We start from the raw sequence: 20,744 nt of genomic DNA, 5'->3' as shown, positions 1-20,744 counted from the left end.
CCTGTGGCCGCGCTGGTCAGCTATGCCGAGCTGACGGCCCGGCCGGGATTCGATGGCCTCGACGAGGCGGAGGCGGAGGCGCTACTCGATGACGCCTCCGCCCTCGTCCGTCTCGAAGCCCGGGGCCTGCTGGACGACGTTGTCTCACCGGACACGCCGGGCGCCGTCCGGGTGGTGGTCATCCAGATGGCGCGCCGTGGCTGGTCGAACCCGGCCGGCTACCAGCAGGAGTCCCTGGGGGATCACTCGTACACAGCTGGCGTGTCCGGTTCGAGCGGGGTGGCCACGCTCTACCTGACCGCCCGCGAGAAAAAGATCATCCGTCGGGCGGTCGGGGTGCTCGGTGTCGGTACCGCGCAGCTCGAGGGCTACCTGCCCGAGACCGACGACCGCGGCGGGCTACTCGACTACGAGACCGAGTTCCTCGGCTCGCTGTGAGGTGACCCGTGGTCTCGATAGCGCATCACCTCAACCGCATCCTGTCCGTCTACCGGCCTTCCACGACGGATGACGGCTACGGCGGCCAGGACGTCAGCCTCGACCTGGTAGCCGGCGACCTGCCGGCGAAGGTCGATCAGCCGGGCGCGGCCGAGCAGGAGATAGCCGCCCAGTGGGGCGCCACGATCACACATGTCGGGTATGTGCTGCCCGGCGCAGACGTGCTCCGAGGAGACGAGCTCCGTGGCGACGACGGGTACGGCGTGATCGAGGTGTTCCGCGTTCAGTACGCCATACGGCCGAGCCAGCCCCGGTACCTGAAACTCGGGCTGTTCCGGCGCCAAGCCGAGCCCGCCAACGAGGTCTCATGAGCGCTGCGACGGGCGCCGACCTGACGATCCTGGTGCCAATGCTCGGCCGGCCGCACCGTGTCGCACCGCTACTCGCCTCGATCCACCAGGCGACGCCCGGCGCTGAGGTGCTGTTCGTGCTGACACCGACCGACACCGCCGTGCTCGCCGCGGTGCGCGCGGCCGGCACCCGGCACATCACCGTGCCGTACCAGCGGGGCGACTACGCCCGGAAGATCAACGCGGGTTACCGGGAGAGCGACCGGCCGCTGCTGTTCCTCGGCGCGGACGACCTGCACTTCCATCCCGGCTGGCACCAGGCTGCGACCGCCGAGCTGCGCGACTGGGCGGTCGGTGTCGTCGGCACGAACGATCTGGGCTCCGAGCGGGTCATGAAGGGCGAGCACGCCACGCATTCGCTGGTGACGCGCACCTACGCCGACGAGCACGGGACCATCGACCAGCCTGGCGCGATCCTGCACGAGGGCTACTGGCACGAGTGGGTCGACGACGAGCTCGTCGGCACCGCGATGCACCGAGGCGCCTGGGCATTCGCCGCCGACGCGCACGTCGAGCACCTGCACCCCTCATACGGCAAGGCACCGCGAGACAGCCAGTACCTCGCCCAGCGCCGCCGGATGCGCCACAGCCGGCCCCTCTACGAGACGAGGCGGGCGCTGTGGACGTGACCGTCGCCGTCGGCACGTTCGGCGCGCAGTCCTGGGCGGACCTCGCCAGGCAGCGCGCGATCCCCTCGGCGCAGGCGCTCGGCGTCCCGGTCGTCCACCACCACGCGGACACCCTGCACGACGCCCGCAACGGCGCCCTGGCGCAGGTCGACACCGAGTGGGTCATCCACCTGGATGCCGACGACGAACTCGAGGCAGGCTACGTCGAGGCCATGGCCACCGGCACCGCCGACGTCCGGGCCCCGGCTGTCCGCTACGTCCGGGGCGCCCGGGCGCTGAACTCACCCACCATGCCGAACGTCTCCGGCCACAGCCATGCCTGCGAGGCGGCCTGCCTGGAGTGGGGCAACTGGCTCGTCGTCGGGGCGCTCGTCCGGACCGAGCTGGTACGTCAGGCCGGCGGCTGGCGGGACTTCCCATGGTCGGAGGACTGGGACCTGTGGGTCCGCTGCTGGCAGGCCGGCGGCACCTTCGAGTCCATCCCAGCCGCGATCTACCGGGCCCATGTCCGGCCGAAAAGCCGCAACCGGGCGGTCCGCGGCGCGGCCCGCCTCGAGGCACACCGCGCCATCGCCCGAGCGAACGGACTGCCCATACCGTGAGAATCGCCGTGCTCGTAATGACCGACGGCCGCGACGACACCCTCGACCGAACGATCCAGTCGGCGAGCTGGAGTCTCGGTGGCGCGATCGTCGACTGGCTGATCCACGACGACACCGGGGACGCCTCGCACCGCCGGGCGCTCGAGGACCGGTACCCGCGGTTCTCGGTGATCCCGTCGCCGCTGCGACGGGCCGGGTTCGGCGGCGCGATCCGGCAGGCGTGGGAGTTCATCTACACCTGGTCCAAGGCCGACTACATCCTCCACCTCGAGGACGACTTCACGTTCCGCCAGGCGGTCGACCTCGCCGCCATGGCGCAGGTCCTCGCCGAGCGGCCGCATCTCTCCCAGCTGGCTCTACGCCGCCAGCCGTGGAACGACGCCGAGCGCGCGGCCGGCGGGATCGTCGAGCAGCACCCCGACGACTACGTCCAGGTGACCGACGAACACGGCCACGCCTGGTTGGAACACCGCCGGTTCTTCACCACGAACCCGTGCCTGTACCGGCGTGAGCTCTGCTCGGCCGGGTGGCCAGCTGGCGCGCAGAGTGAGGGTCGGTTCGGCCTCGGCCTGCTGCGTTCCGGTCTGCCATGGGGGGTGTCTGGGCCGGACGTTCGCATGGGTTTCTGGGGCGCACGGGACAGCGGCGAGGCGGTCGAGCACATCGGCGTCCAGCGGGCAGGAATGGGGTACTGAGTGGGTGATCACGAAGACTCGCAGAAGCTTTCGATCTCCGAGTCGGCAGTCGCGATGCATGAGATCTTCTTGTCTCTCCAGGCGGCCGGATTCACCGAACAGCAGGCGCTTTACCTGGTCGGCCAGATGTTCCGACCCGGGGCCTCGCCGTGACCGTGGTCGGGATCGCGATGGTGCGCGACGAGGCGGACATCATCGCCGGCACGATCCGCCACATGGACAGCGAGGTCGACCACCTGCTCGTCGCCGACAACGGCAGCACCGACGGCACCCGCGAGATCCTCGCCGACCTCGCCCGCAACCTGCCGCTCACCGTCGTCGACGACCCGGACCCGGCCTACTACCAGTCGGCGAAGATGTCCGCGCTCGCCCGGCAGGGCGCCGACGAGCTCGGTGCCCGGTGGATCGTGCCGTTCGACGCCGACGAGCTCTGGTACTCCCCGGCCGGCCGGATCGCCGACGTTCTCACCGCCAGCCGCCGGCCCTACGCCGTCGCCGATCTGTACAACCACCTGGCGACCGCGCTCGACGAGCCCGGCGACGATCCGTTCCGGACGATGGTCTGGCGGCAGGCCGAGCCGGCTCCCCTCCACAAGGTGGCGTTTCGCTGGCAGCCGGGGGCGGTCATTCACCAGGGCAACCACGGAGTGACCCTGCCCGCTGACGGGCCGACGCTCGAGGGCGCTCTGAAGGTCCGGCACTTCCCTGCCCGATCGCCCGAGCAGTTCGCCCGCAAGGGCCGCAACGGCGCCGCCGCCTACGCGGCCACCGACCTGCCCGAGCACGAGGGTGCGCACTGGCGGGCATGGGGCCGGCTGCACGCCCAGGGCGGCGACGAGCTGCTGCATGACGTGTTCCGCCAGCACTGGTGGTACCTCTCCCCGCTCGACGCCGGCATCATCCACGACCCGGCGCCCTACCGGCGGTGGGAGTAGTGGTGTCAGACCCGAGCCAGGTCCCCTTCGACAATCGGCCGCAGTACGTCGTTGTTGGCCGCTACAGCGACGGCAGCGGCCATTCGGAGCAGGTCTACGGGCCGTATTCCGAGGACGTTGCCGAACGTGTCGCGGCCGAGCTCGACGGCGGCGCGTGGCAGCGCCTGATGTGGGAGAAGGTCCCGCTGGTGCTCACCCCGTGGGAGCGGTGCTGACCGTCGCGGTCGTCGTCCCCTACCGTTCCGACGGCGGCGGGCCGCGTGACCGGAACTGGGGGGCGCTCGCCGCCCGCTGGCGCGCCAACTTCCCCGGCTGGGAGCTATGCGCAGGCGTCCACGCCGATGGCCCGTGGTGCAAGGCCGAGGCCGCCGCGGTCGCGCTCGAGGGCTGCACGGCGGACGTGCTGGTTGTCGCCGACGCCGATGTGTGGTGTGAGCCGGCGCAGGCCCTCCTCGACGCCGTGACGCTCGTCCGAACAGGCCGCCGTCAATGGGTCGTCCCGCATCGCAATGTGGCACGCCTGTCCGAGGCTGGGACCGCCCGGTGGCTGGCTGGCGAGCGTGACGGCCTGGACCTCGACCAGGCGCCCTACCGGGGCGTCGCCGGCGGCGGCCTGCTGGTGGTCGCCCGGTCGTCGTGGGAGCTGCTGGGCGGCTTCGACCCGCGGTTCCGTGGCTGGGGTGGCGAGGACCGGGCGCTGGGCATGGCGGCCGACGTCCTGCTCGGCCGGCATCACCGGCTCCGCGGCACCCTCTGGCATCTGTGGCATCCGCCGCAGCCCCGGCTCACCCGCGCGGTTGGTAGCCGGGAGGGGCAGCGGTTGCTCGCGGAGTACCGGCACGCCGGCCGGGACCGGGCGCGGATGGCCGAGCTTGTCGAGCGCCGGGAGGTGTGATGGCCCGCCGTACCGTCGTTCGCCTTGAGGGCACGTCCGAGCTGTACCGGGACCTTGCTCGTATCGGCGGGCAGGTCGGCGACGCTGTCCGCCGCGCGGTCAAAGCCTCCGCCGAGGCGGTCGCGGCCGACGCCCGGCCAGATGTGCCGGTGCGTACCGGGGAGCTGCTCTCCGACCTCGACGTCCAGGTGGACTCCGGTGGCACGTCGGCCAGCGTCGGCTACGTCGACACCTATTACGGCGCGTTCGTCGAGTTCGGCACCAGCGACACCCCGGCGCAGCCAGCGCTCGGCCCGGCAGCCGAGCGCGAGCGGCTGCGGTTCCCGAACCGGGTACAGACCGAGATCCAACGGGAGATCAGTTGAGTAACCCCTACCGTGACCGGCTCCTCGGCGTCGGCGTCCTGCGCCGTGGTCGCACCCGTGACCAGGTGCGCGAGGGCCGCGCCCACCCGGAGACCGGCGTGCCCTACAAGGCGACCACGGATCAGCTCGGGACCACGACCACCGAGCACGCCACCCGAGACAACCGGGTCGACGTCCTCATTCGTGCGCCGCACGTCGAACTGTGCGCTCAACAAAAGGAGATACGGCATGTCTGACAAGGAGCTGGTCGGCCTGTTGGCCGATCTGCCCCCGGACGAGCTGGGCCGGCTACAGGCGATCGCGGCCGAGCGGCGCCTGGCCGCTCCGGTCGGAGAGCTCGCGGACGCGCTGCGCGCAGCGCCGGACGACCCGCAGCTACACGCCCAGCACGCGGCGGCGGCGCAGAACCTGCGCACCGCACGGGCCGCCGCGCGCGCCGGACGACCCGGCGTCGCGGTGGGCGGCGACGCGATCCGCACCGACAAGGGGAACTGACCCATGGCTGTCACCGCATCCGGCCTGTTCGTCGCCACGTTCATCGACGTACTCGACGCCACCCAGCTGGCCATCGACCTGTCGCTGGCCACGCACAAGCTGGCCCTGTTCTCGAACTCGATCACCCCGGACTTCGACGCGAGCGCCGCGAACGCCGCCTACGGTGCCGGCCAGTACGCCTCCAACGAGGTGTCAGGCACGGGCTGGGCGGCAGGTGGTGTCGCCCTGTCTGCGGCGGCGGCCGGCGCCACCTCGACGTCGCCGACCCTGACCGGGGCGACGGGGACGATGACCTATGACATGGGCGACGTCGCCGTGTCCGGTACGACGTTGACCAGCGCCAGGTGTGCGCTGCTCTACGCGGACGCGCTGGCGGGTAACAACGCCATTGTCCTCGTCAACTTCGGGGCCGACTACTCGACGAGTAACGGCATCTTCGGGATCACCTGGGCGGCCGGGGGTGTTTTCTCGGTCGACTGGACCCCGTAAGTCCTCGGAATGCCGTGACGACCAGCTAGGCGACCCCGCCGGGAGGTGCATTCCAGGTGGCGAAGTCGGACACCCTCGTCGACCGGTTCCAGACTGCGATCGGCGGCAACTGGGGTACGACCGGTCCCGAGGTCGCGTGGGTCGCGGATGCGGGCGGCGGCCATGTCGAGGTGAGCGTCGACTCGGCTGCGGCCCGCAGCATCTACACGGCCGTCGCCTGGGATCTGACGGGTAGCACGCTTTACGCCAGGGTGGGTTTCCCCGGGTTCGGGAACGGGTCGAAGCAGAACGCTTTCGAGATCTCCGACAGCCAGACGGCGACGGCAAACAGGGCGCGGTTTTTTCAGAACGGCGCGTCCACCCTGTCGTGCGTTCTGGTAACCGGCGGATTGGTGGTCGGTACCCAAACCGATCTGACATATTCGGCCACGGATCACCTTTATCTGCGTTTCCGTGAGGCGTCGGGGACGCTGTTTTGGGATACCAGCCCGGACGGCCAGACGTGGACCAACCGGCATTCTCAGGCGATCCCCGCGTGGGGGACCAACCTCACCGCGGTCTATCACCGGGTGCGTGCGTTCCGAAGCGGCGCCGAGGACCCGTCGGTCGTCACCTTCGACCAGGTCAACACGTTCACCGCGAGCACGGTCACGGTCGCTGGTGTTGCCTCGGTTCCGGCGCCTTCGGTGGGGGCTGGTGCGTCCCCGGCGCCCGCCGCAGTCGCATCGGCCGCATCCGTGCCGGGCCCTGCGCTCTCCACCGGGTCGACGGTCAGCCCGGCTACCGTCGCAGCGGTCGGGGCAGTGCCGACGCTGCCGGTCGGCGCGACAGTCACACCGTCAACGGTCGCTGCGACAGCATCCGTCGCCGCCCCCGCGGTCAACGCCGGCTCGACGGTCTCGCCGGCCGCGGTCGCTGGTGTCGCCGCGATCCCGGGGCCGTCGGTCACGCCCGGGTGGAACGGGCTGGCCTACGTCTCCTCCGGCACGCTGTCGAGGGCCACGGCCGCAGCCACCAGCCCGGGGCTGCCGGCCAACCTCCGCCAGGATGACCTGCTGGTCCTCGTCGACGGTGTGGTGTCGTGGGATGGCACCGGAGGCCCGGCGACACCGGGCACGCCCGCCGGCTGGACGCAGATCACCAGCTACCGGAACACGGGCACATCAGGTCTGGCCCGGATCACGCTGTACTACCGGATCTACCAGCCGGGCGACAGTGCGCCGAGCGTCACCTACACCGCGAACTCCGGTGGCGACTCGGACAACCACGCCAGCCAGATCCACGCCTACCGCGGCAACGCGACCAGCGACATCCAGGACGCGTTGGGCTCCGGCTCGTCGACCTCGCAGAGCTCCACCGCCGTCGGGACTATCACCGGCCTGGCCACGAGCACCGGCGGCAGCATGGTCCTCGTTGCCGCCGTCCGCGATGACACGCTCACCAACTCGACCGTCCTCACGGGTGACGGGCTGACGTGGGCCAAGCGGGACGACTACTCGAACGGGACCGCTGACGGCCTGTCGATGCTCGTCCAGCACGCGACGACGACCACCGCGCTGACCGTCACCAGCAAGACGATCACAGTAGATGGCGTCGCCGCGGCGGGCGCCGCGGTCATGTGGGCTGTCAAAGCCCTGCAGGCCGCGACGCCTGCGACCGTTGGTGCGGGTGCCTCAATACCTGCGGTCACGGTCAACGCCGGGTCCACGCCCACGCCGAGCGCTGTCGCCGCGGTGGCCGCGGTTCCTGCCTCTCAGCCCGGCGGCGGTGCAGGTGCCTCGCCGGCCACGGTCGCTGCGGCGGCCGCGATCCCAGGCCCGTCGGTCTCCACGGGGTCAAGGATCGCCGCGGCGGCGGTCGCCGCGGTCGCCGCGGTACCTGCCATGCAGGTCGCCGTCGGGCCGCTCGTCGCCGCTGTGACCGTTGCTGCTTCCGTCCCGGCTCCCGTGCTCTCTACGGGGTCCACGGCCAGCCCGGCCAGCACAGCGGCCATCGCCTCGGTTCCCGCCCTGCAGGCGCAGGGCGGCATCACTGCCGCGCCTGCCGCGGTGCCGGGTTCGGCTGCGGTGCCCGCGCTATCGGTCTCCGCCGGATCAACGGCCACCGCCACCACCGTGACTGCGGTCGCGGACGTGCCACCGACAACGCTCGGTGCCGCGCCAACGGCTGTCATCGCGAGCGCGCAGGTTCCCGCGCCATCGGTCGGCACCGGGTCCACGCTGGCCGCTACGGCGGTCGCTGCGGCGGCCGCGATCCCAGGCCCGTCGACGTCAGCCGGACAGACCGCATCCCCGGCGACGGCGGCCGCGACCAGCTCGACACCAGCCCCGTCGATGTCGACAGGCTCGGCGTCCACCCCGACCTCCCTAGCGGCCACGGCGACGATCCCGGCGGTGACAGTCATCGGTGACGGCCAGGCCGCTCCAGCCGTCCTGGCCGCTGCTGTGGCCGTACCCACCCCGTCCGTGAGGGCCGATGCGTCGTTCACCCCCGCCGTTCTGGCGGCGACCAGCTCGATCCCGACGGCGGCACTGACCACCGGGTCGACGCCGACCCCGGCTGCGCTCGCCGCGGCCGCGACCATATCCAGCCCGACCGTGACGGTCGTCGCCCTGACCACACCGGCCGCGGTGACGGCATTCGCAGCCCTGCCTGCCCCGGCGATCGCGGCCGATGTGACCGCCACCCCGGGCCTGATCGTCGCCGTGGTCGTCATCCCAGGACCAGCGGCCGCGGCGGGCAGCCAGCCCACACCGGGCGTCGTCGCCCTGGCTGTCGTCATCCCCGCGGCCGCGGCGACCGCCGGGATGACGGCGGGCCCGGCCGTGGTCGCCATCGTGGCTGCGGTTCCCGCGCCGACGCTGTTCGTCGGATCCACCTTGCAGCCGCAGCTGGTCGTCGCCCTGGCCGCGATACCGGCCCCGGTGATGCCACGTCGCGTGCCGATCGCGCGGCCGCCCGCCGCGGCGATCCAGGCGGCGGTCTACGACCTGCTCACCGGCGACGCGATCCTCATGGGAGGCGGCTCGTGATCACAGGGGTGTACGACTACGTCCCCGAGGACGCCCGCCGCCCCTACGTGACGATCGGTGAGGCCGTCTCGACCCCGGACAACCATCACGGCGGGTTCGGTTCGGAAACGGTCATCACCCTGCATGCGTGGACCACTGCCCGCGGCATGGCTGCCGGTCAGGTGATCGCCGATCGCATCGTCGCTCTCCTCGACCACCAGGTCCTCGACGTCGAGGGGCACGTGCACATCGTCACGCGCCTGGAGATGACCGAGGCGCTGCGAGACCCAGACCCGACTGTCCGGCACCACGTCATGCGGTTCCGGGTCCTCACCGAACAGGAGTAGCTCATGGCCGGTATGGATGCCTTCGGCACCGAACTGCGGCGCGGCAACGACGCGGGCAGCGTGTTCACCGCCATCGCGAACGTCACCAGCGTCTCGGGGCCCGGCCTGTCGCGGGAAACGATCGACGTCACCGCGCACGACTCGCCCGAGCAGTGGATGGAGTTCCTCGGCGGGCTCAAGGACGGCGGCGAGGTCAGCCTGGACATCAACTACAACCCGGGCGAGCCGACGCACGCGTTTCTGCAGGACGACTTCGATGACACCGCGCCGCGCGCCTACCGGCTGGTGTTCCCCGACGACGACCAGACGACCTGGTCCATCAACGGCATCCTCACGGGCTACGAGCCCGAGGCGCCGTATGACGACAAGCTCGCCGCGAGCCTGACCATCAAGGTCTCTGGCAAGCCCACCCTCGCACCCCTCGGGAGCTAGAAAACCCATGGCCTTTCTTACCCGTGACGCGATCCTCGGCGCCGACGACGCCGCGCACGTCGACGTCGAGTGCCCCGAGTGGGGCGGCACCGTCCGGCTCCGTTCGATTACCGGCGCCCAGCGGGACCAGTTCGAGCAGTCCTGCCTGCTACAGAAGGGCAAGGAGCGGCGCGTCAACATGCGCGGCGCCCGCGCCCGGCTGATCGCGCTGTGCGCGGTCGACGAGCACGGCGGCAAGCTGTTCGGCGACGACGACGTCGCCGCACTCGGCCGGCGCAACGCCAAGCCGCTCGACCGGCTGTACGACGCCGCCACCAAGCTCTGCGGGTTGTCCGAGGACGACATGGACGAGTTGACCTCGGATTTCGAGGACGCCGCCCAGAACGAGCCTTCTACCACCGGCTAGCGCTCGCTCTGGGCGGCATGACCGTCGGCGAGCTCCTCGCCCGCATCGACAGCGCCGAGATCAGCGCGTGGATGGCCTACGAGCAGGTGACCGGCCCGCTCGGTCCGGCCCGCGGCGACTACCAGGCGGCCGTCGTGTCCGCCACCGTCGCTAACGCCATGGCAGGCAAGAAGTCCCGGCGGCGCAAGCTCGCCGACTTCCTCATCGACTGGGACTCCCGCCGACCGCAGAGCTGGGAAGAGCAGCTCGCCGCCGTGCGGCAGATCAACCGGGCCATGGGTGGCCGCGACCTGACAGGGGGCACCCATGGCGACGCTGACGTCTCTGCTGGTCAGGATCGTCGGAGACAACGACGACCTCGAACAGACCCTCGACGAGACCCCCCGGATGGTCGACAAGGTCGGGTCACGGATATCGGCGGCGGCTAGCACTGTCGGCCTGGCCGCCGGCGCCGCGCTCGGCGCCGGGATCGTCGAGTCGTTCAACGTCGAGGCGGCCTCGGACAAGCTCGCCGCCCAGCTCGGCGTGGACAGCACCGAGGCCGCCCGGATCGCCGAGGTCTCCGGCGACATCTGGGCTGACGGGTGGGGGTCGTCCGCCGAGGAGGTCAACGCCGCGATCAAGGGCGTCTACCAGAACATCGGCGAGGGCAACGACGAGTGGCTGCGGGACACCGCGCAGACCGCTACCGCCGTAGCGGGGGTGTTCGAGCAGGACGTCGGCGCGGTCACGGCCTCGGTGGGTCAGATGCTGAACACCGGGCTGGTCCAGAACGCAGACGAAGCGTTCGACGTGATCACCGCTGGTTTCCAGGCGGGCGCGGACAAGGCCGGCGACTTCCTGGACACGATCAACGAGTACGCGCCGCAGTGGCAGAAGTTCGGCCTCGACGCGCAGACCGCTACCGGCCTGCTTTCGCAGGGTCTGCGCGCCGGAGCCCGCGACAGCGATCTTGTCGCCGACGCGATCAAAGAATTCAGTATCCGGGCCATCGACGGCAGCGAGACCACCAAAGCCGGTTTCGACGCGATCGGTCTTTCGGCTACCGACATGGCCGCGAAAATCGCCGCTGGTGGGCCGGAAAGCGCCGCAGCACTCGATCTGACCCTCGACCGGCTACGTGCCATCGAGGACCCGGTCGAACGCAACGCCGCCGCGGTCGCGCTTTTCGGCACGCAGGCCGAGGACCTCGGTGGGGCGCTGTTCGCGCTGGACCCGAGTTCGGCGGTCGACGCGCTGGGTCAGGTGGGCGGTGCCGCCGACCGGATGGCGGAGACCGTCGCGGACAACCCAGCCGCGGCTCTCGAAACCTTCAAGCGGACCGCGCAGCAGAAGCTGACCGAGATCGGCGGTGCGTTCGTCAACTTCGGGATGCAGAACCAGCAGTTCGTGCAGCCGCTCATCATCGCCCTGGGTGCCCTCGCGGCAGCGATCCTGCTGGTCAAGGGCGGGATGATGGCCTGGACAGCCGCGACGACCGCCTGGACCGCCATCCAGAAGATCGCGACGGCGGCGCAGTGGCTGTGGAACGCCGCGATGTCAGCGAACCCCATCGGGCTGGTCGTCCTGGCGGTCGCCGGGCTCGTCGCCGGGATCGTCCTGCTCTACAAGAACAGCGAGACCGCCCGCAACATCATCAATGCCGCTTTCAATGGGATCTGGACGGCGATCCAGTTCGTGTACAACTGGGTGCGGGACAACTGGCCGCTGCTGCTGACGATTCTTACCGGGCCGATCGGTCTCGCGGTCTCGCAGATCATCACGCATTGGGATTCGATCCGGAACGGGATCTCGGCGGTGTTCGGCTGGATTCGGGATAACTGGCAGCTTGTGCTGAGCATCCTGACCGGGCCGATCGGAGCGGCGGTGATTCAGATCGTCACACACTGGGACAAGATCAAGAGTGCGGGTGTGGCTGTCCTGAACTGGTTCAAGGAGCTTCCCGGCAACTTGACTTCCGCCCTGTCCTCTATCGGCCAGATCATCCTCTCGCCGTTCAAGGCCGCGTTCAACGGCGTCGCGAGGGCCTGGAACAACAGTGTGGGCAAGGTCGGTTTCAGCGTGCCCGGCTGGGTGCCCGGCCTCGGCGGGAAAAGCTGGAGCATCCCTGACATTCCGCTGCTGGAGACCGGCGGTGTGGTCACCCGTACCGGCCTGGCGCTCATCCACCGCAACGAAACCGTGCTGCCCGCCGGCACCGCGCCACTGCCTCGAGGGGCCGGCGGCGCGGGCGCCGCGGGCGGTGGCGCCGCGGTCCTCGAGCTGCGGTCGTCCGGGTCGCGGGTGGACGACATGCTGCTGGAGATCCTGCGCAGCGCGGTCAGTAGCCGCGGCGGCAACGTCCAGACCGTGATCGGTAGCTGAGCGATGGCCCGCGTCGAGCTGCAGCTGGGCGACTCCTACGTCAAGGCCGGCGCGGTCGGGGCCAGGTCGTCGACGACCTCGGGTGGTGCTCTCTGGGCCGACGACGCGTCCGCGTTCGACATCACCGGCGACATCGATATCCGTATCGACATCACGCCGACGGACTGGACTCCTCCGACAATCCCGATGCTGCTGGCAGCGAAGTGGCTCAACACCGGCAACCAGCGGTCGTGGGCGCTGAGTCTCGCCACATCCGGTGCGCTGCAGCTCGTCAGCAGCACCGACGGGACGTTCTCCGCTCCCGTCTACAGCACGTCCGCCGCGGCGGTCGGCGCCACCAACAACACCCGTAAGGCGGTCCGGGTCACCCTCGACGTCAACAACGGTGCCGGTGGACGCACCGCGACGTTCTACACGGCCTCGACGATCGAGGGCCCGTGGACCCAGCTGGGGTCGGCGGTCACCGACACCGGTACCACCAGCATCTACTCGGGTACCGCGGACCTGACGCTGGGCACCTGCCATGACGGCGCCGTGATCTTCACCGACTCGGCGCCGTTCACCGGGAAGATCCACGGGTTCGAGCTGTATTCGGGGATCGGGGGCACGCGCGTCGCCGCGCTCGACCTGACCGACCTCGCCCCAGGCATCGAAACGGTCGTCGACCAGGAGAGTGTCACCTGGTCGATCGACGGGAGCACGGTCGTGATGCGCGACTGGGTCGACGTCACCGACGAGCCGGTGTACGAACGGGCCCCCGTCGAGATCTCACGAGGTCGGCAGAGCGAGTCCGGCGGCGCCGAGCCATCCCGGCTCACATTCGAGCTGAACAACCGGTCGGGTGACTTCTCGCCCCGCAACCCGACCGGCCCGTACTACGGGCTGGTCGGACGGAACACCCCCGTGCGTGTGAGTCTCGCCGGCGACAGCGCCGCCCTGTACCTGCACCGGCCCGTCGACGACTACACGTTCACCCGCGACTCGTCCGGTCTGTCCGTCACCGGTGACCTCGACCTGCGGGTCGACGTCTGGCTGCCGGCGTGGCAGGGCCTATACGCGCTGTTCTGCGCCAAGCACCTGCCGGGTCAGCAGAGTTGGTTCTTCGCGCTCAACCCCTCCGGCACCCTCGACCTGACGTGGTCGGCGGATGGCACCAACGATCTGACCGCGACGTCCACGCAGGCCGTGCCGCTACCCCACCACACCCGTAAGGCGGTCCGGGTCACCCTCGACGTCAACAACGGTGCCGGTGGACGCACCGCGACGTTCTACACCGCCGACACGTTGGACGGCTCCTGGACCCAGCTCGGCGACGCGGTCACCGACACCGGTACCACCAGCATCTACGACAGCACAGCCGAGGTACGGATCGCCGGGTACAGCTCGGACTACACCGGCACCGCGCACGCAGTCGTCTACGGCGCCGAGGTCCGTAACGGCATCGGTGGCAGTCTCGTCGCATCGCCGGACTGGACCGTGGCGACCACCGGCGCAGTGAGCATCACCGACGGCCAAGGCAACGTCTGGGACCTGGCTGGCACCACCGAGATCACGACGGCGGACCGCCGCTTCGCCGGCGAGGTGGCCGACTGGCCGACCACCTGGGACATCTCCGGCCAGGACGTGTACGTCCCGGTCGAGGCGGGCGGGGTCCTGCGCCGCCTCGGCCAGGGCGCCAGCCCGCTCCAGTCCACGCTGCGCCGCGGGCTGACCTCCCTGTCCGCGGCGGTCGCGTACTGGCCATGCGAGGACGGCGAGGACGCGACGTCGATCGCCTCAGGCCTGCCCGGCGCGGCAGCGATGGCGATCGCCGGTGAGCCGGACTTCGCCGCGTTCTCCGGGTTCCGCTGCTCGGCGCCGCTCCCGACCCTGAAACTGTCCAGCTGGACGGGCACCGTCCCGCCGTACACCGGCACCGGCGCATTCCAGTGCTGGTTCCTGCTGGCCGTCCCGGCGGGCGGGGTGGCCTCCACCGCGCCCGTGATCCGGCTATGGGCGGGCAACGCGACCGCGGTGATCTGGCAGCTGACCGTCAACAGCGCCGGCGATCTGCGGCTGTACGCGTACAGCTCGACGCTGGGCACGCTCGTCGACTCCGATCCCATCCAGTTCGCCGTCAACGGCCGGCTGCTGCGCGTCTCGATCGGCTTGCAGCAGAACGGCGCCAACGTCGACTGGCTCATGCACACCCTCGAGGTAGGTGCGGAGGTCGGAAACTTCTGGGTGGGCACGCTGAACTCGGCCACGCTGGGGACATGTTTCCGTGTCGACGTGTCCCATGAGCGGCTCCTGGACGACGTCGCCATAGGCCATGTCAGCGTGCACAACGAGATCATCGACCTGTTCGACCTATCCGACGAACTGAACGCCTACAGCGGCGAGACGGCCGGCGCCCGGATCACGCGACTGTGTGAAGAGGAGAGCGTCGCCGTCGCCGTCGTCGGCAGTGTCACCGACACCACCGAGCTCGGCTACCAACTCCCGAAAAACCTGGTCGACCTACTGACCGAGGCGGCGGACGCGGACGGAGGGCTACTCCACGAGCCGCGCGGCTGGGCCGGGATCGCCTACCGGACGCGGGCGTCGATGTACTCCCAGGACGCGATCTCCGGCCCGACACTCGAGCTGGACTACTCCGCGTCCCACCTGTCCGAGTTCCATCCGGTCGACGACGACCGGCGCACTCGCAACGACATCTCGATCACGAGGGTCGGAGGGGCGTCGAACCGGCAGGCGCTCGAGGCGGGCCGGCTGTCCGTCCAGGCCCCACCCGTCGGCGTCGGCCGGTACGACGACGCCCAGTCGCTGAGCCTGGAGACCGACGCGCAGACGGCCGGTCAGGCCGGCTGGCGGCTGCACCTCGGCACCGTGGACGAAGCGCGCTACCCGCGGATCGCCGTCGAGCTCGCCCGGCAGGTGTTCGCCACCGACGCGGACCTGACCGCCGACGCCCTGGCGCTCGACGTCGGCGACCTCCTGGCGGTGACCAACCCGCCGGCCGGGCAGCCGCCCGACGACGTCGCCCAGCTCGTCCAGGGCTACACCGAGACGATCCGCGCCACCTCTCGCCGGCTGACCTGGTACTGCGCCCCCGCATCCCCCTGGGATGTGGGCCTGTACGAGGAGGCCGGATCCCGGTACTCCTCGCACGGCTCGTGGCTGGTGTCAGCGGTGACAACGACGGCAACGTCGCTGTCGGTGCGCACCCCGTCGGGTCCGCTGTGGGRCACCACCGACCTGCCCTACGACGTGATGGTCGCGGGCGAGCGGATGACCGTCACCGGCGTGTCCGGCTCGTCGAGCCCGCAGACGTTCACGGTCACCCGCTCCGTCAACGGGGTGGTCAAGACGCACCGGGCCGGCGCCGAGGTCGGGCTGTTCCGGCCGGTCTACTACGGACTTTGAGGAGAGACAGTGGTCCTGGCAGGTGACCTGATCCGCGCCGAGGACGCCTTCACCGACTGGGAGTCGTTCACCGCGTCGTTCACGAACTTCACGCTCGGCAACGGGACGCGGGCCGGGGAGTGGCGGCGAGTCGGGAACGAGACTGCCGAGCTGATCGCCCAGTTCACGTTCGGCTCCACCAGCTCGATCTCGGCCGGGCTCGGCCTCACCCTGCCCGGCGGCCTGTCTGGAGACGGCAGCGCCCACCGCCAGACCGTCTCCGCGTTCGCCTGGGACAACAGCGCCAGCGCCGGGTACGTCGGGCGCGCCGTGCTCCAGTCCGGCGGCGGCACCCAGCTCGACCGTATCTACGGGCCGTCCGGCACCCAGTGGAACGCCACCACGCCGTTCACCTGGGCCGTCAACGACTTCCTGTTGATCGAGGGACCCGTGAAGGTCACGACGTGACCGAACCCGAGCAGCCCGTGGCGATAGCACCGGAGCGGCAGCCTGTCGGCGCCGCCGCGACATCCACGCCGTCGCGGGACTACATCCCACGGCGCCGGCGGCCAGGCCGGCGAGGTGGCCGGGGCACGCGAGATGGCCGGGTCGCCACGCGACCGGTCGAGGTGTCGCTACCGCAGCCGATCGAGGTCGAGGGGGACAGGTGGGCGTGACGGTGGCTGCATCGTGAGCGCGCTGCTGGCGTCGATTGGCGCCACCGTCGGCGCGGCGGCCGTCCTCGCCCTGGCCGCCGCCCTCGTCCGTGTCCTCCACAAGTTGGGCGCGATCGAGGACGTCGTCTGCGGGACGCCGGCGGATCCGATCCGCGGCCTGCGGGAGGTGCCGTCGGTCGCGGAACGGCTGCGGGTGTTGGAGGACAGGGTCACGGCCCGCGACGAGGTGGCGGATCGGCTGGTGCGCCTGGAGGCGTGGCGGGATGAGCATGTGCGGGTCTGCTCGCTGGGTGGGGGGCAGATGTGATGGCCGCGCCGTGGTGGCGGGAGGCGGATGACTGGTCGGCCGGGCGGCGGCAGACATGGTCCGAGGCAGGTGAGCCGGCGCCGCGGTGGATGCGCGCGCAGGGCCGGCGCCCAGCCGAGTCGGCGGCGGCGCGGCTGCGGTTCTGGGCGGGGCTGGTGCTGGGCCTGGCCGTGTCGGGCGGGCTGCTGTGGTGGTCGCTGCGAACGGGAGGCTGACCGTGACCTACCCGACCCGGTACCCGGGTGCTGTCTGGCGGCCCCTCGACCGGCACTTCACCGCCGGCGGGATCGTCGTCCCGACCCGGGGTCTGATCCCGCACGTCGCGGAAGGCAACGGTTCGCTGTTCGGCTGGTTCTCCAACTCGGCGAGCCAGGTGTCCGCGCACCTGTGGGTGTCCAAGGCCGGCGTCGTCGAGCAGTACGTGTCCCTGACCGATCGGGCGTGGGCGCAGGCGGCCGGGAACCGGTTCTGGGTCAGCGTCGAGTGCGAAGGCTACGTCGCCGAGGACTACACGCCCGCGCAGGTCCAGCGTCTCGCCGAGATCTACCGGTGGGGCATGGACGTGTTCGCCTGGCCGGCGCAGATCACCGATGACCCGAACGGCTACGGCCTCGGCACGCATCGGATGGGCGGGTCGGCGTGGGGTGGCCACTCGTGCCCGGGGGACCTGCGCGCGGGCCGGCGCCGCGACATCCTCGCCGCCGCTCTCGGCCAGCCGGCCACCCCACCACCCAGCGAACTGGAGGACGACATGGACGAGCCGACGCTACGGAAGGTCCTCAACGAGGGCACCGCGCAGGGTCAGGAGTCGTGGGCTGGTACGAGCCGGGAGACGCTCCGCGCGACCCAGGCGACGTTCAACCAGGCGAAGACGGCAGCCGACGGCATCGGCGCGCTGGGTCGGCAGTTGCAGCAGATCCTCGCCCAGCAGCCGGTCGGCGAGCCGCTGACGGTCGATCGGATGCTCGCCGCGATCGACGCTGCGACGGATCCGGTGGCGCTGGTGGCGTTCGTGGAGGCGTCGGGCGCACGGCTGCGGCAGCTCTACGCCGGGCGCACCTCGTGAGCCGTCGCCGTCTGGCTGGCCGGTTCCGTGCCTGGCTTGCCGATAGCCGCCGGTCTTGGTGGGAGGCCACGTCTCCCCGTGTTTACCCGTCCACCCGTCCGAAGGAGACCCTGTGAAGTTCGAGCCCGTACTTATCCTCGACGCTGTGAAGTACGTCCTGCTGGCGCTGGCCGGCACGGGGGTGCTGGTGCTGGACGATGCGACCCAGCAGTGGGTCATCGGTCTGGCCGGTGCGGTGCTGGCGGTGTGGACGACGTGGGAGACGCGGAAGCGGGTGACGCCGGTGGCGAAGCTCGACGCCCGGTAGCCTGCGGGGGCGTTCCCCCCTGACGCGCGAGCGCCGGTCACCCCACCCGGGGTGGCCGGCGTTTCGTCGTGTCTGGGCCTGAGAGTGCGCGTTAGCCTGCGGGCAGGTGCTCCTCCCGGTGCATCTGCAACGAAGCCCCGTCCCACCCCCCGGGCGGGGCTTCGTCATGTCCGGGGTCAGACAGGCGGGGTCCGGTCGTACCCGGAGTCCTCGGGTGGCTCCGACCCGGGCCCGTGGCCCGGCGCCCACACCTTTCGCAGTGGCTTGCCGTGCGGACAGGTCCCATGCTCCGGGATCGGCTCCACGCTGCCCGTCGCATGCAGCTGGGCGCCGCGGCGCCGCCGGCATTTGTTGCACGCGACCAGCGCTAGCATCGGCACAACCGGCTCACGCGCGGCCTCGGGGACGTCCACTACTTCTTCCGCACCTTGCCGGTGCCACCGCAGGCGCCGCACTTCTTCTCCTGCGTGCCCGTGAACTGGCCGTCCTCGTCACTCTCGACCTTGTCGACGACGACGACCTTCGCACCGTTGCAGGTCGGGCAGTCCGCGAACTCGACCGATTTCACGTTGGTCTTCGCGACCTCGTCCTTCCCGCCGCGTTTGACACCGTCGCGGCCGGTGCTCGCCCCGCCGCCGGTGCTGCCCCGCTTATTCCACGCCATGCTGTCTCCCCGTGGTCGCGTCGTCGCGGATGTTCAGTAGGTCGGTGATCGCCCGGACCGTTGCCGATCCGGGCGATACGATCATGTTCGGCCCTGTCCCCCCGCGCCGGGAGACAGGGCCGCTCACGTCAGACCGACGCGGCTGCCCGTAGCGGCATCCACTCGGGTGCGGAGCCGGGATCCGCCGCCGTCGCGCCGCGGGCCATCTCCTCGATGCCCGACGACAGCCACGCCGCCCCGCCGCGGGCTGCGGCCTGCCCGACCGCGTCGGCGGCGTACTCGCGGGCGGCGTCCCATTCGCCTCCGGCGGCATGCCCACGGGCCCGGTACAGGGTGATGACCACACCCAGCCCTGGCTGCCCGTCAGCTTCCTGCTCGGCGGTGGCGAGCCATTCGGATGCCTGCCCGAACGCTCCGGCGCGGATGAGGGCCAGGGCGCCGAAGGCGTGGAGGTGGGCGGGGGTCCAGTACGGCCATTCGGAGACGGCGGGGAGCTGCTCTTGGAGCGTCTCGGCGCGGGCGAGGGTCGCGGCGATGGACTTCGGGTCGCCGCGGCGTCGTGCCGCGGACTGCGCGGCGAGGGTGGTGGCGACGACCGACACGGCGCTGGACCCGGCGTTGACCGCGGCGGTGTGCAGGTTGCGGATGGGCTGGATGTTGTCGGGGTCGCGGTCGGCGGCGATGGTGGCGGCGATGAGACTGGCGTGCGCCTGGTAGAGGGGATGGCGAGCATGTCGGGCGACGTCGTAGGCGTGCCGGGCGGTGTCGGCGGCGGCGTGGGGTTCCCCGGCGCCAAGCTCCGCTTCGGCGATCATGACGAGGGCGAGGGCTTGGAGTTCGGCCCATTCGCGGGTGGGTCGGCCGGCGACGGCGAGCCGGTTCTGGATGGCGTAGAGCCGGGCTCGGGAGGTCTGGGGGCCGTGGTGTTCCCACTGGGTGGCGACGGCGTCGAGCTCGCGCTGGGTGCGGTCGCGTTCCTCGCTGGTGGTGCCGATCTGGTCGGCGGTCACGAGTCCGACCGCCCCTGCGGCGATGACGAAGGTGCCGGCGGCGAGTAGGCCCCGGCGGCTGGCGTGTGGCATGTGTGCCTCCCGGGGGCGCGCCCCCTCGGTCGGTCGTTGTGATGCTCAGGGTGCGCGCGCGCCCGCGCTGTGTCCATGGTTTCTCCCCGTCTAGTGGGTGCGGTTGGTGTGATCTGTGCTGCGCAGAGTAGTAGCGATGGGCACTTTCGGTGAGCAAAAGTTGCGGGGGTGTAACGGCCGGGGCCGCCGTGGTCAGCCGCCCAGCCCCTTCAGCGCGCGGCGCGCCCGAACCCCGTCCGCCACGGCCGCATCGAATGCGCCGCAGTCGCCGGACTCGGCGGCCCGGGTGAGGCGGGCGCCCGCCGCCGTGACCTCGGCCCGCAGCGCCGCCGTCCGGCGGTCGCGCACCGTCCGGACACAGTCCCGGTGGACCCGCATCCGCGGCTCCCCGGGGGTCAGTGAGATCTGGACCATCGGGGCCGCCGTCGTGTACGGCCGTCCGCAGTCCTCGCAGCTCGTCCGAGACGACGGCGACTCGTAGGCGCCGGAGGTCGCGCGGCGCAGCGCGTCACGTAGGCCCATCAGCGGGCCTTGTAGTAGCCGGAGGCCGGGTCGGTGGTGTGCGAGCGGTGGACACGGTGGGTGCCGCGCATGCCCGCGTAGCCGTCCCAGCAGACGGACACCGCGGGGTCGGCCGGTGTGTACGGGTGGCCGCAGGCGCCGCAGTGGGTGCGGTCGGCCGCCGGGGTGGGGCCGGTGTCGCCGGCGATCCGGTCGCCGAGTCGTCTGATCAGTCCCATCGCC

The 20,744-nt window shown here is 71.0% G+C and carries 29 protein-coding genes; 25 read left to right on the top strand and 4 right to left on the bottom strand.

The window, feature by feature from the left end:
- Positions 1 to 3 precede the first annotated feature (3 nt).
- The 25 genes from BBK14_RS06180 (at position 4) to BBK14_RS06070 (ending at position 18,254) form a co-directional block, all read left to right on the top strand.
- The gene (locus BBK14_RS06180) at positions 4 to 438 is read left to right on the top strand and encodes a hypothetical protein (protein WP_071060214.1); all 435 of its coding nucleotides are present in this window, start codon (positions 4 to 6) and stop codon (positions 436 to 438) included.
- An 8-nt stretch (positions 439 to 446) separates the two neighbouring features.
- Positions 447 to 809, top strand: a complete 363-nt coding sequence (locus BBK14_RS06175) for a head-tail adaptor protein (RefSeq protein ID WP_071060213.1) — start codon at positions 447 to 449, stop codon at positions 807 to 809.
- Positions 806 to 1,477, top strand: coding sequence for a glycosyltransferase family A protein (locus BBK14_RS06170; protein ID WP_071060212.1), 672 nt, complete (start codon positions 806 to 808; stop codon positions 1,475 to 1,477). The genes BBK14_RS06175 and BBK14_RS06170 overlap by 4 nt, the downstream gene beginning before the upstream one ends.
- A complete protein-coding gene (locus tag BBK14_RS06165) occupies positions 1,468 to 2,079 on the top strand; it encodes a glycosyltransferase family 2 protein (RefSeq protein WP_071060211.1) in 612 nt (203 codons plus the stop codon). Before BBK14_RS06170 ends, BBK14_RS06165 begins: the two co-directional genes overlap by 10 nt.
- 17 nt (positions 2,080 to 2,096) lie before the next feature.
- Entirely contained in the window at positions 2,097 to 2,774 is a 678-nt protein-coding gene (locus BBK14_RS06160; RefSeq protein WP_241831196.1) for a hypothetical protein, read from the top strand.
- Positions 2,775 to 2,927 (top strand): hypothetical protein, encoded by a 153-nt coding sequence (locus tag BBK14_RS38750; RefSeq protein ID WP_198541185.1) that lies wholly within the window; start codon positions 2,775 to 2,777, stop codon positions 2,925 to 2,927.
- Entirely contained in the window at positions 2,924 to 3,709 is a 786-nt protein-coding gene (locus tag BBK14_RS06155; RefSeq protein WP_071060209.1) for a glycosyltransferase family 2 protein, read from the top strand. Before BBK14_RS38750 ends, BBK14_RS06155 begins: the two co-directional genes overlap by 4 nt.
- Before the next feature lie 2 nt (positions 3,710 to 3,711).
- Positions 3,712 to 3,924: a hypothetical protein gene (locus BBK14_RS06150; RefSeq protein ID WP_131802175.1), complete on the top strand. Its 213-nt coding sequence runs from the start codon at positions 3,712 to 3,714 to the stop codon at positions 3,922 to 3,924.
- A complete protein-coding gene (locus BBK14_RS06145; protein WP_241831195.1) occupies positions 3,909 to 4,604 on the top strand; it encodes a galactosyltransferase-related protein in 696 nt (231 codons plus the stop codon). The genes BBK14_RS06150 and BBK14_RS06145 overlap by 16 nt, the downstream gene beginning before the upstream one ends.
- On the top strand, positions 4,604 to 4,969 hold the full coding sequence (locus BBK14_RS06140) for an HK97-gp10 family putative phage morphogenesis protein (protein ID WP_071060207.1): 366 nt from the start codon (positions 4,604 to 4,606) through the stop codon (positions 4,967 to 4,969). Before BBK14_RS06145 ends, BBK14_RS06140 begins: the two co-directional genes overlap by 1 nt.
- Entirely contained in the window at positions 4,966 to 5,205 is a 240-nt protein-coding gene (locus BBK14_RS06135) for a hypothetical protein (RefSeq protein WP_071060206.1), read from the top strand. The genes BBK14_RS06140 and BBK14_RS06135 overlap by 4 nt, the downstream gene beginning before the upstream one ends.
- Positions 5,198 to 5,464, top strand: a complete 267-nt coding sequence (locus BBK14_RS06130) for a hypothetical protein (protein ID WP_071060205.1) — start codon at positions 5,198 to 5,200, stop codon at positions 5,462 to 5,464. The genes BBK14_RS06135 and BBK14_RS06130 overlap by 8 nt, the downstream gene beginning before the upstream one ends.
- Positions 5,465 to 5,467: 3 nt before the next feature.
- Complete coding sequence (locus BBK14_RS06125; RefSeq protein WP_071060204.1) at positions 5,468 to 5,953, top strand: hypothetical protein; 486 nt, start codon at positions 5,468 to 5,470, stop codon at positions 5,951 to 5,953.
- 56 nt (positions 5,954 to 6,009) lie between these two features.
- On the top strand, positions 6,010 to 8,985 hold the full coding sequence (locus tag BBK14_RS39650; protein ID WP_071060203.1) for a hypothetical protein: 2,976 nt from the start codon (positions 6,010 to 6,012) through the stop codon (positions 8,983 to 8,985).
- Complete coding sequence (locus tag BBK14_RS06115) at positions 8,982 to 9,311, top strand: DUF3168 domain-containing protein (RefSeq protein WP_071060202.1); 330 nt, start codon at positions 8,982 to 8,984, stop codon at positions 9,309 to 9,311. The genes BBK14_RS39650 and BBK14_RS06115 overlap by 4 nt, the downstream gene beginning before the upstream one ends.
- Positions 9,312 to 9,314: 3 nt before the next feature.
- The gene (locus BBK14_RS06110) at positions 9,315 to 9,743 is read left to right on the top strand and encodes a phage tail tube protein (RefSeq protein WP_071060201.1); all 429 of its coding nucleotides are present in this window, start codon (positions 9,315 to 9,317) and stop codon (positions 9,741 to 9,743) included.
- A gap of 7 nt (positions 9,744 to 9,750) precedes the next feature.
- Positions 9,751 to 10,149, top strand: coding sequence for a hypothetical protein (locus BBK14_RS06105; RefSeq protein WP_071060200.1), 399 nt, complete (start codon positions 9,751 to 9,753; stop codon positions 10,147 to 10,149).
- A 17-nt stretch (positions 10,150 to 10,166) separates the two neighbouring features.
- Positions 10,167 to 10,577, top strand: a complete 411-nt coding sequence (locus BBK14_RS39645) for a phage tail assembly protein T (protein WP_083390751.1) — start codon at positions 10,167 to 10,169, stop codon at positions 10,575 to 10,577.
- On the top strand, positions 10,465 to 12,513 hold the full coding sequence (locus BBK14_RS06100) for a phage tail tape measure protein (RefSeq protein ID WP_241831217.1): 2,049 nt from the start codon (positions 10,465 to 10,467) through the stop codon (positions 12,511 to 12,513). Before BBK14_RS39645 ends, BBK14_RS06100 begins: the two co-directional genes overlap by 113 nt.
- Positions 12,514 to 12,516: 3 nt before the next feature.
- A complete protein-coding gene (locus BBK14_RS06095) occupies positions 12,517 to 15,918 on the top strand; it encodes an RHS repeat domain-containing protein (protein ID WP_071060198.1) in 3,402 nt (1,133 codons plus the stop codon).
- A 9-nt stretch (positions 15,919 to 15,927) separates the two neighbouring features.
- Positions 15,928 to 16,365 (top strand): hypothetical protein, encoded by a 438-nt coding sequence (locus BBK14_RS06090; protein WP_071060197.1) that lies wholly within the window; start codon positions 15,928 to 15,930, stop codon positions 16,363 to 16,365.
- A gap of 222 nt (positions 16,366 to 16,587) precedes the next feature.
- Positions 16,588 to 16,881 (top strand): hypothetical protein, encoded by a 294-nt coding sequence (locus tag BBK14_RS06085; RefSeq protein ID WP_071060196.1) that lies wholly within the window; start codon positions 16,588 to 16,590, stop codon positions 16,879 to 16,881.
- A complete protein-coding gene (locus BBK14_RS06080) occupies positions 16,881 to 17,096 on the top strand; it encodes a hypothetical protein (protein WP_071060195.1) in 216 nt (71 codons plus the stop codon). The genes BBK14_RS06085 and BBK14_RS06080 overlap by 1 nt, the downstream gene beginning before the upstream one ends.
- On the top strand, positions 17,093 to 17,947 hold the full coding sequence (locus BBK14_RS06075; RefSeq protein WP_083390758.1) for a peptidoglycan recognition protein family protein: 855 nt from the start codon (positions 17,093 to 17,095) through the stop codon (positions 17,945 to 17,947). Before BBK14_RS06080 ends, BBK14_RS06075 begins: the two co-directional genes overlap by 4 nt.
- A 112-nt stretch (positions 17,948 to 18,059) precedes the next feature.
- Complete coding sequence (locus BBK14_RS06070; RefSeq protein WP_071060193.1) at positions 18,060 to 18,254, top strand: hypothetical protein; 195 nt, start codon at positions 18,060 to 18,062, stop codon at positions 18,252 to 18,254.
- A 412-nt stretch (positions 18,255 to 18,666) separates the two neighbouring features.
- On the opposite strand, the gene BBK14_RS06060 is transcribed toward BBK14_RS06070, so the two are convergent.
- The 4 genes from BBK14_RS06060 to BBK14_RS06045 form a co-directional block, all read right to left on the bottom strand.
- Positions 18,667 to 18,918 carry a hypothetical protein gene (locus tag BBK14_RS06060; protein ID WP_071060191.1) on the bottom strand — a complete coding sequence of 84 codons (252 nt, stop codon included), beginning with the start codon at positions 18,916 to 18,918 and terminating at the stop codon, positions 18,667 to 18,669.
- A gap of 128 nt (positions 18,919 to 19,046) precedes the next feature.
- Complete coding sequence (locus BBK14_RS06055) at positions 19,047 to 20,000, bottom strand: hypothetical protein (protein ID WP_071060190.1); 954 nt, start codon at positions 19,998 to 20,000, stop codon at positions 19,047 to 19,049.
- A gap of 192 nt (positions 20,001 to 20,192) precedes the next feature.
- The gene (locus BBK14_RS06050; protein WP_071060189.1) at positions 20,193 to 20,522 is read right to left on the bottom strand and encodes a hypothetical protein; all 330 of its coding nucleotides are present in this window, start codon (positions 20,520 to 20,522) and stop codon (positions 20,193 to 20,195) included.
- Positions 20,522 to 20,740, bottom strand: a complete 219-nt coding sequence (locus BBK14_RS06045; RefSeq protein WP_071060188.1) for a hypothetical protein — start codon at positions 20,738 to 20,740, stop codon at positions 20,522 to 20,524. The genes BBK14_RS06050 and BBK14_RS06045 overlap by 1 nt, the downstream gene beginning before the upstream one ends.
- Between the last annotated feature and the right edge of the window lie 4 nt (positions 20,741 to 20,744).

Origin of the sequence: Parafrankia soli (genome assembly GCF_001854695.1) — a bacterium.
Classification (GTDB): domain Bacteria; phylum Actinomycetota; class Actinomycetes; order Frankiales; family Frankiaceae; genus Parafrankia; species Parafrankia soli.
The sequence above is the reverse complement of the archived record's forward strand: the minus strand, read 5'-3'. Positions and strand labels throughout refer to the sequence as shown.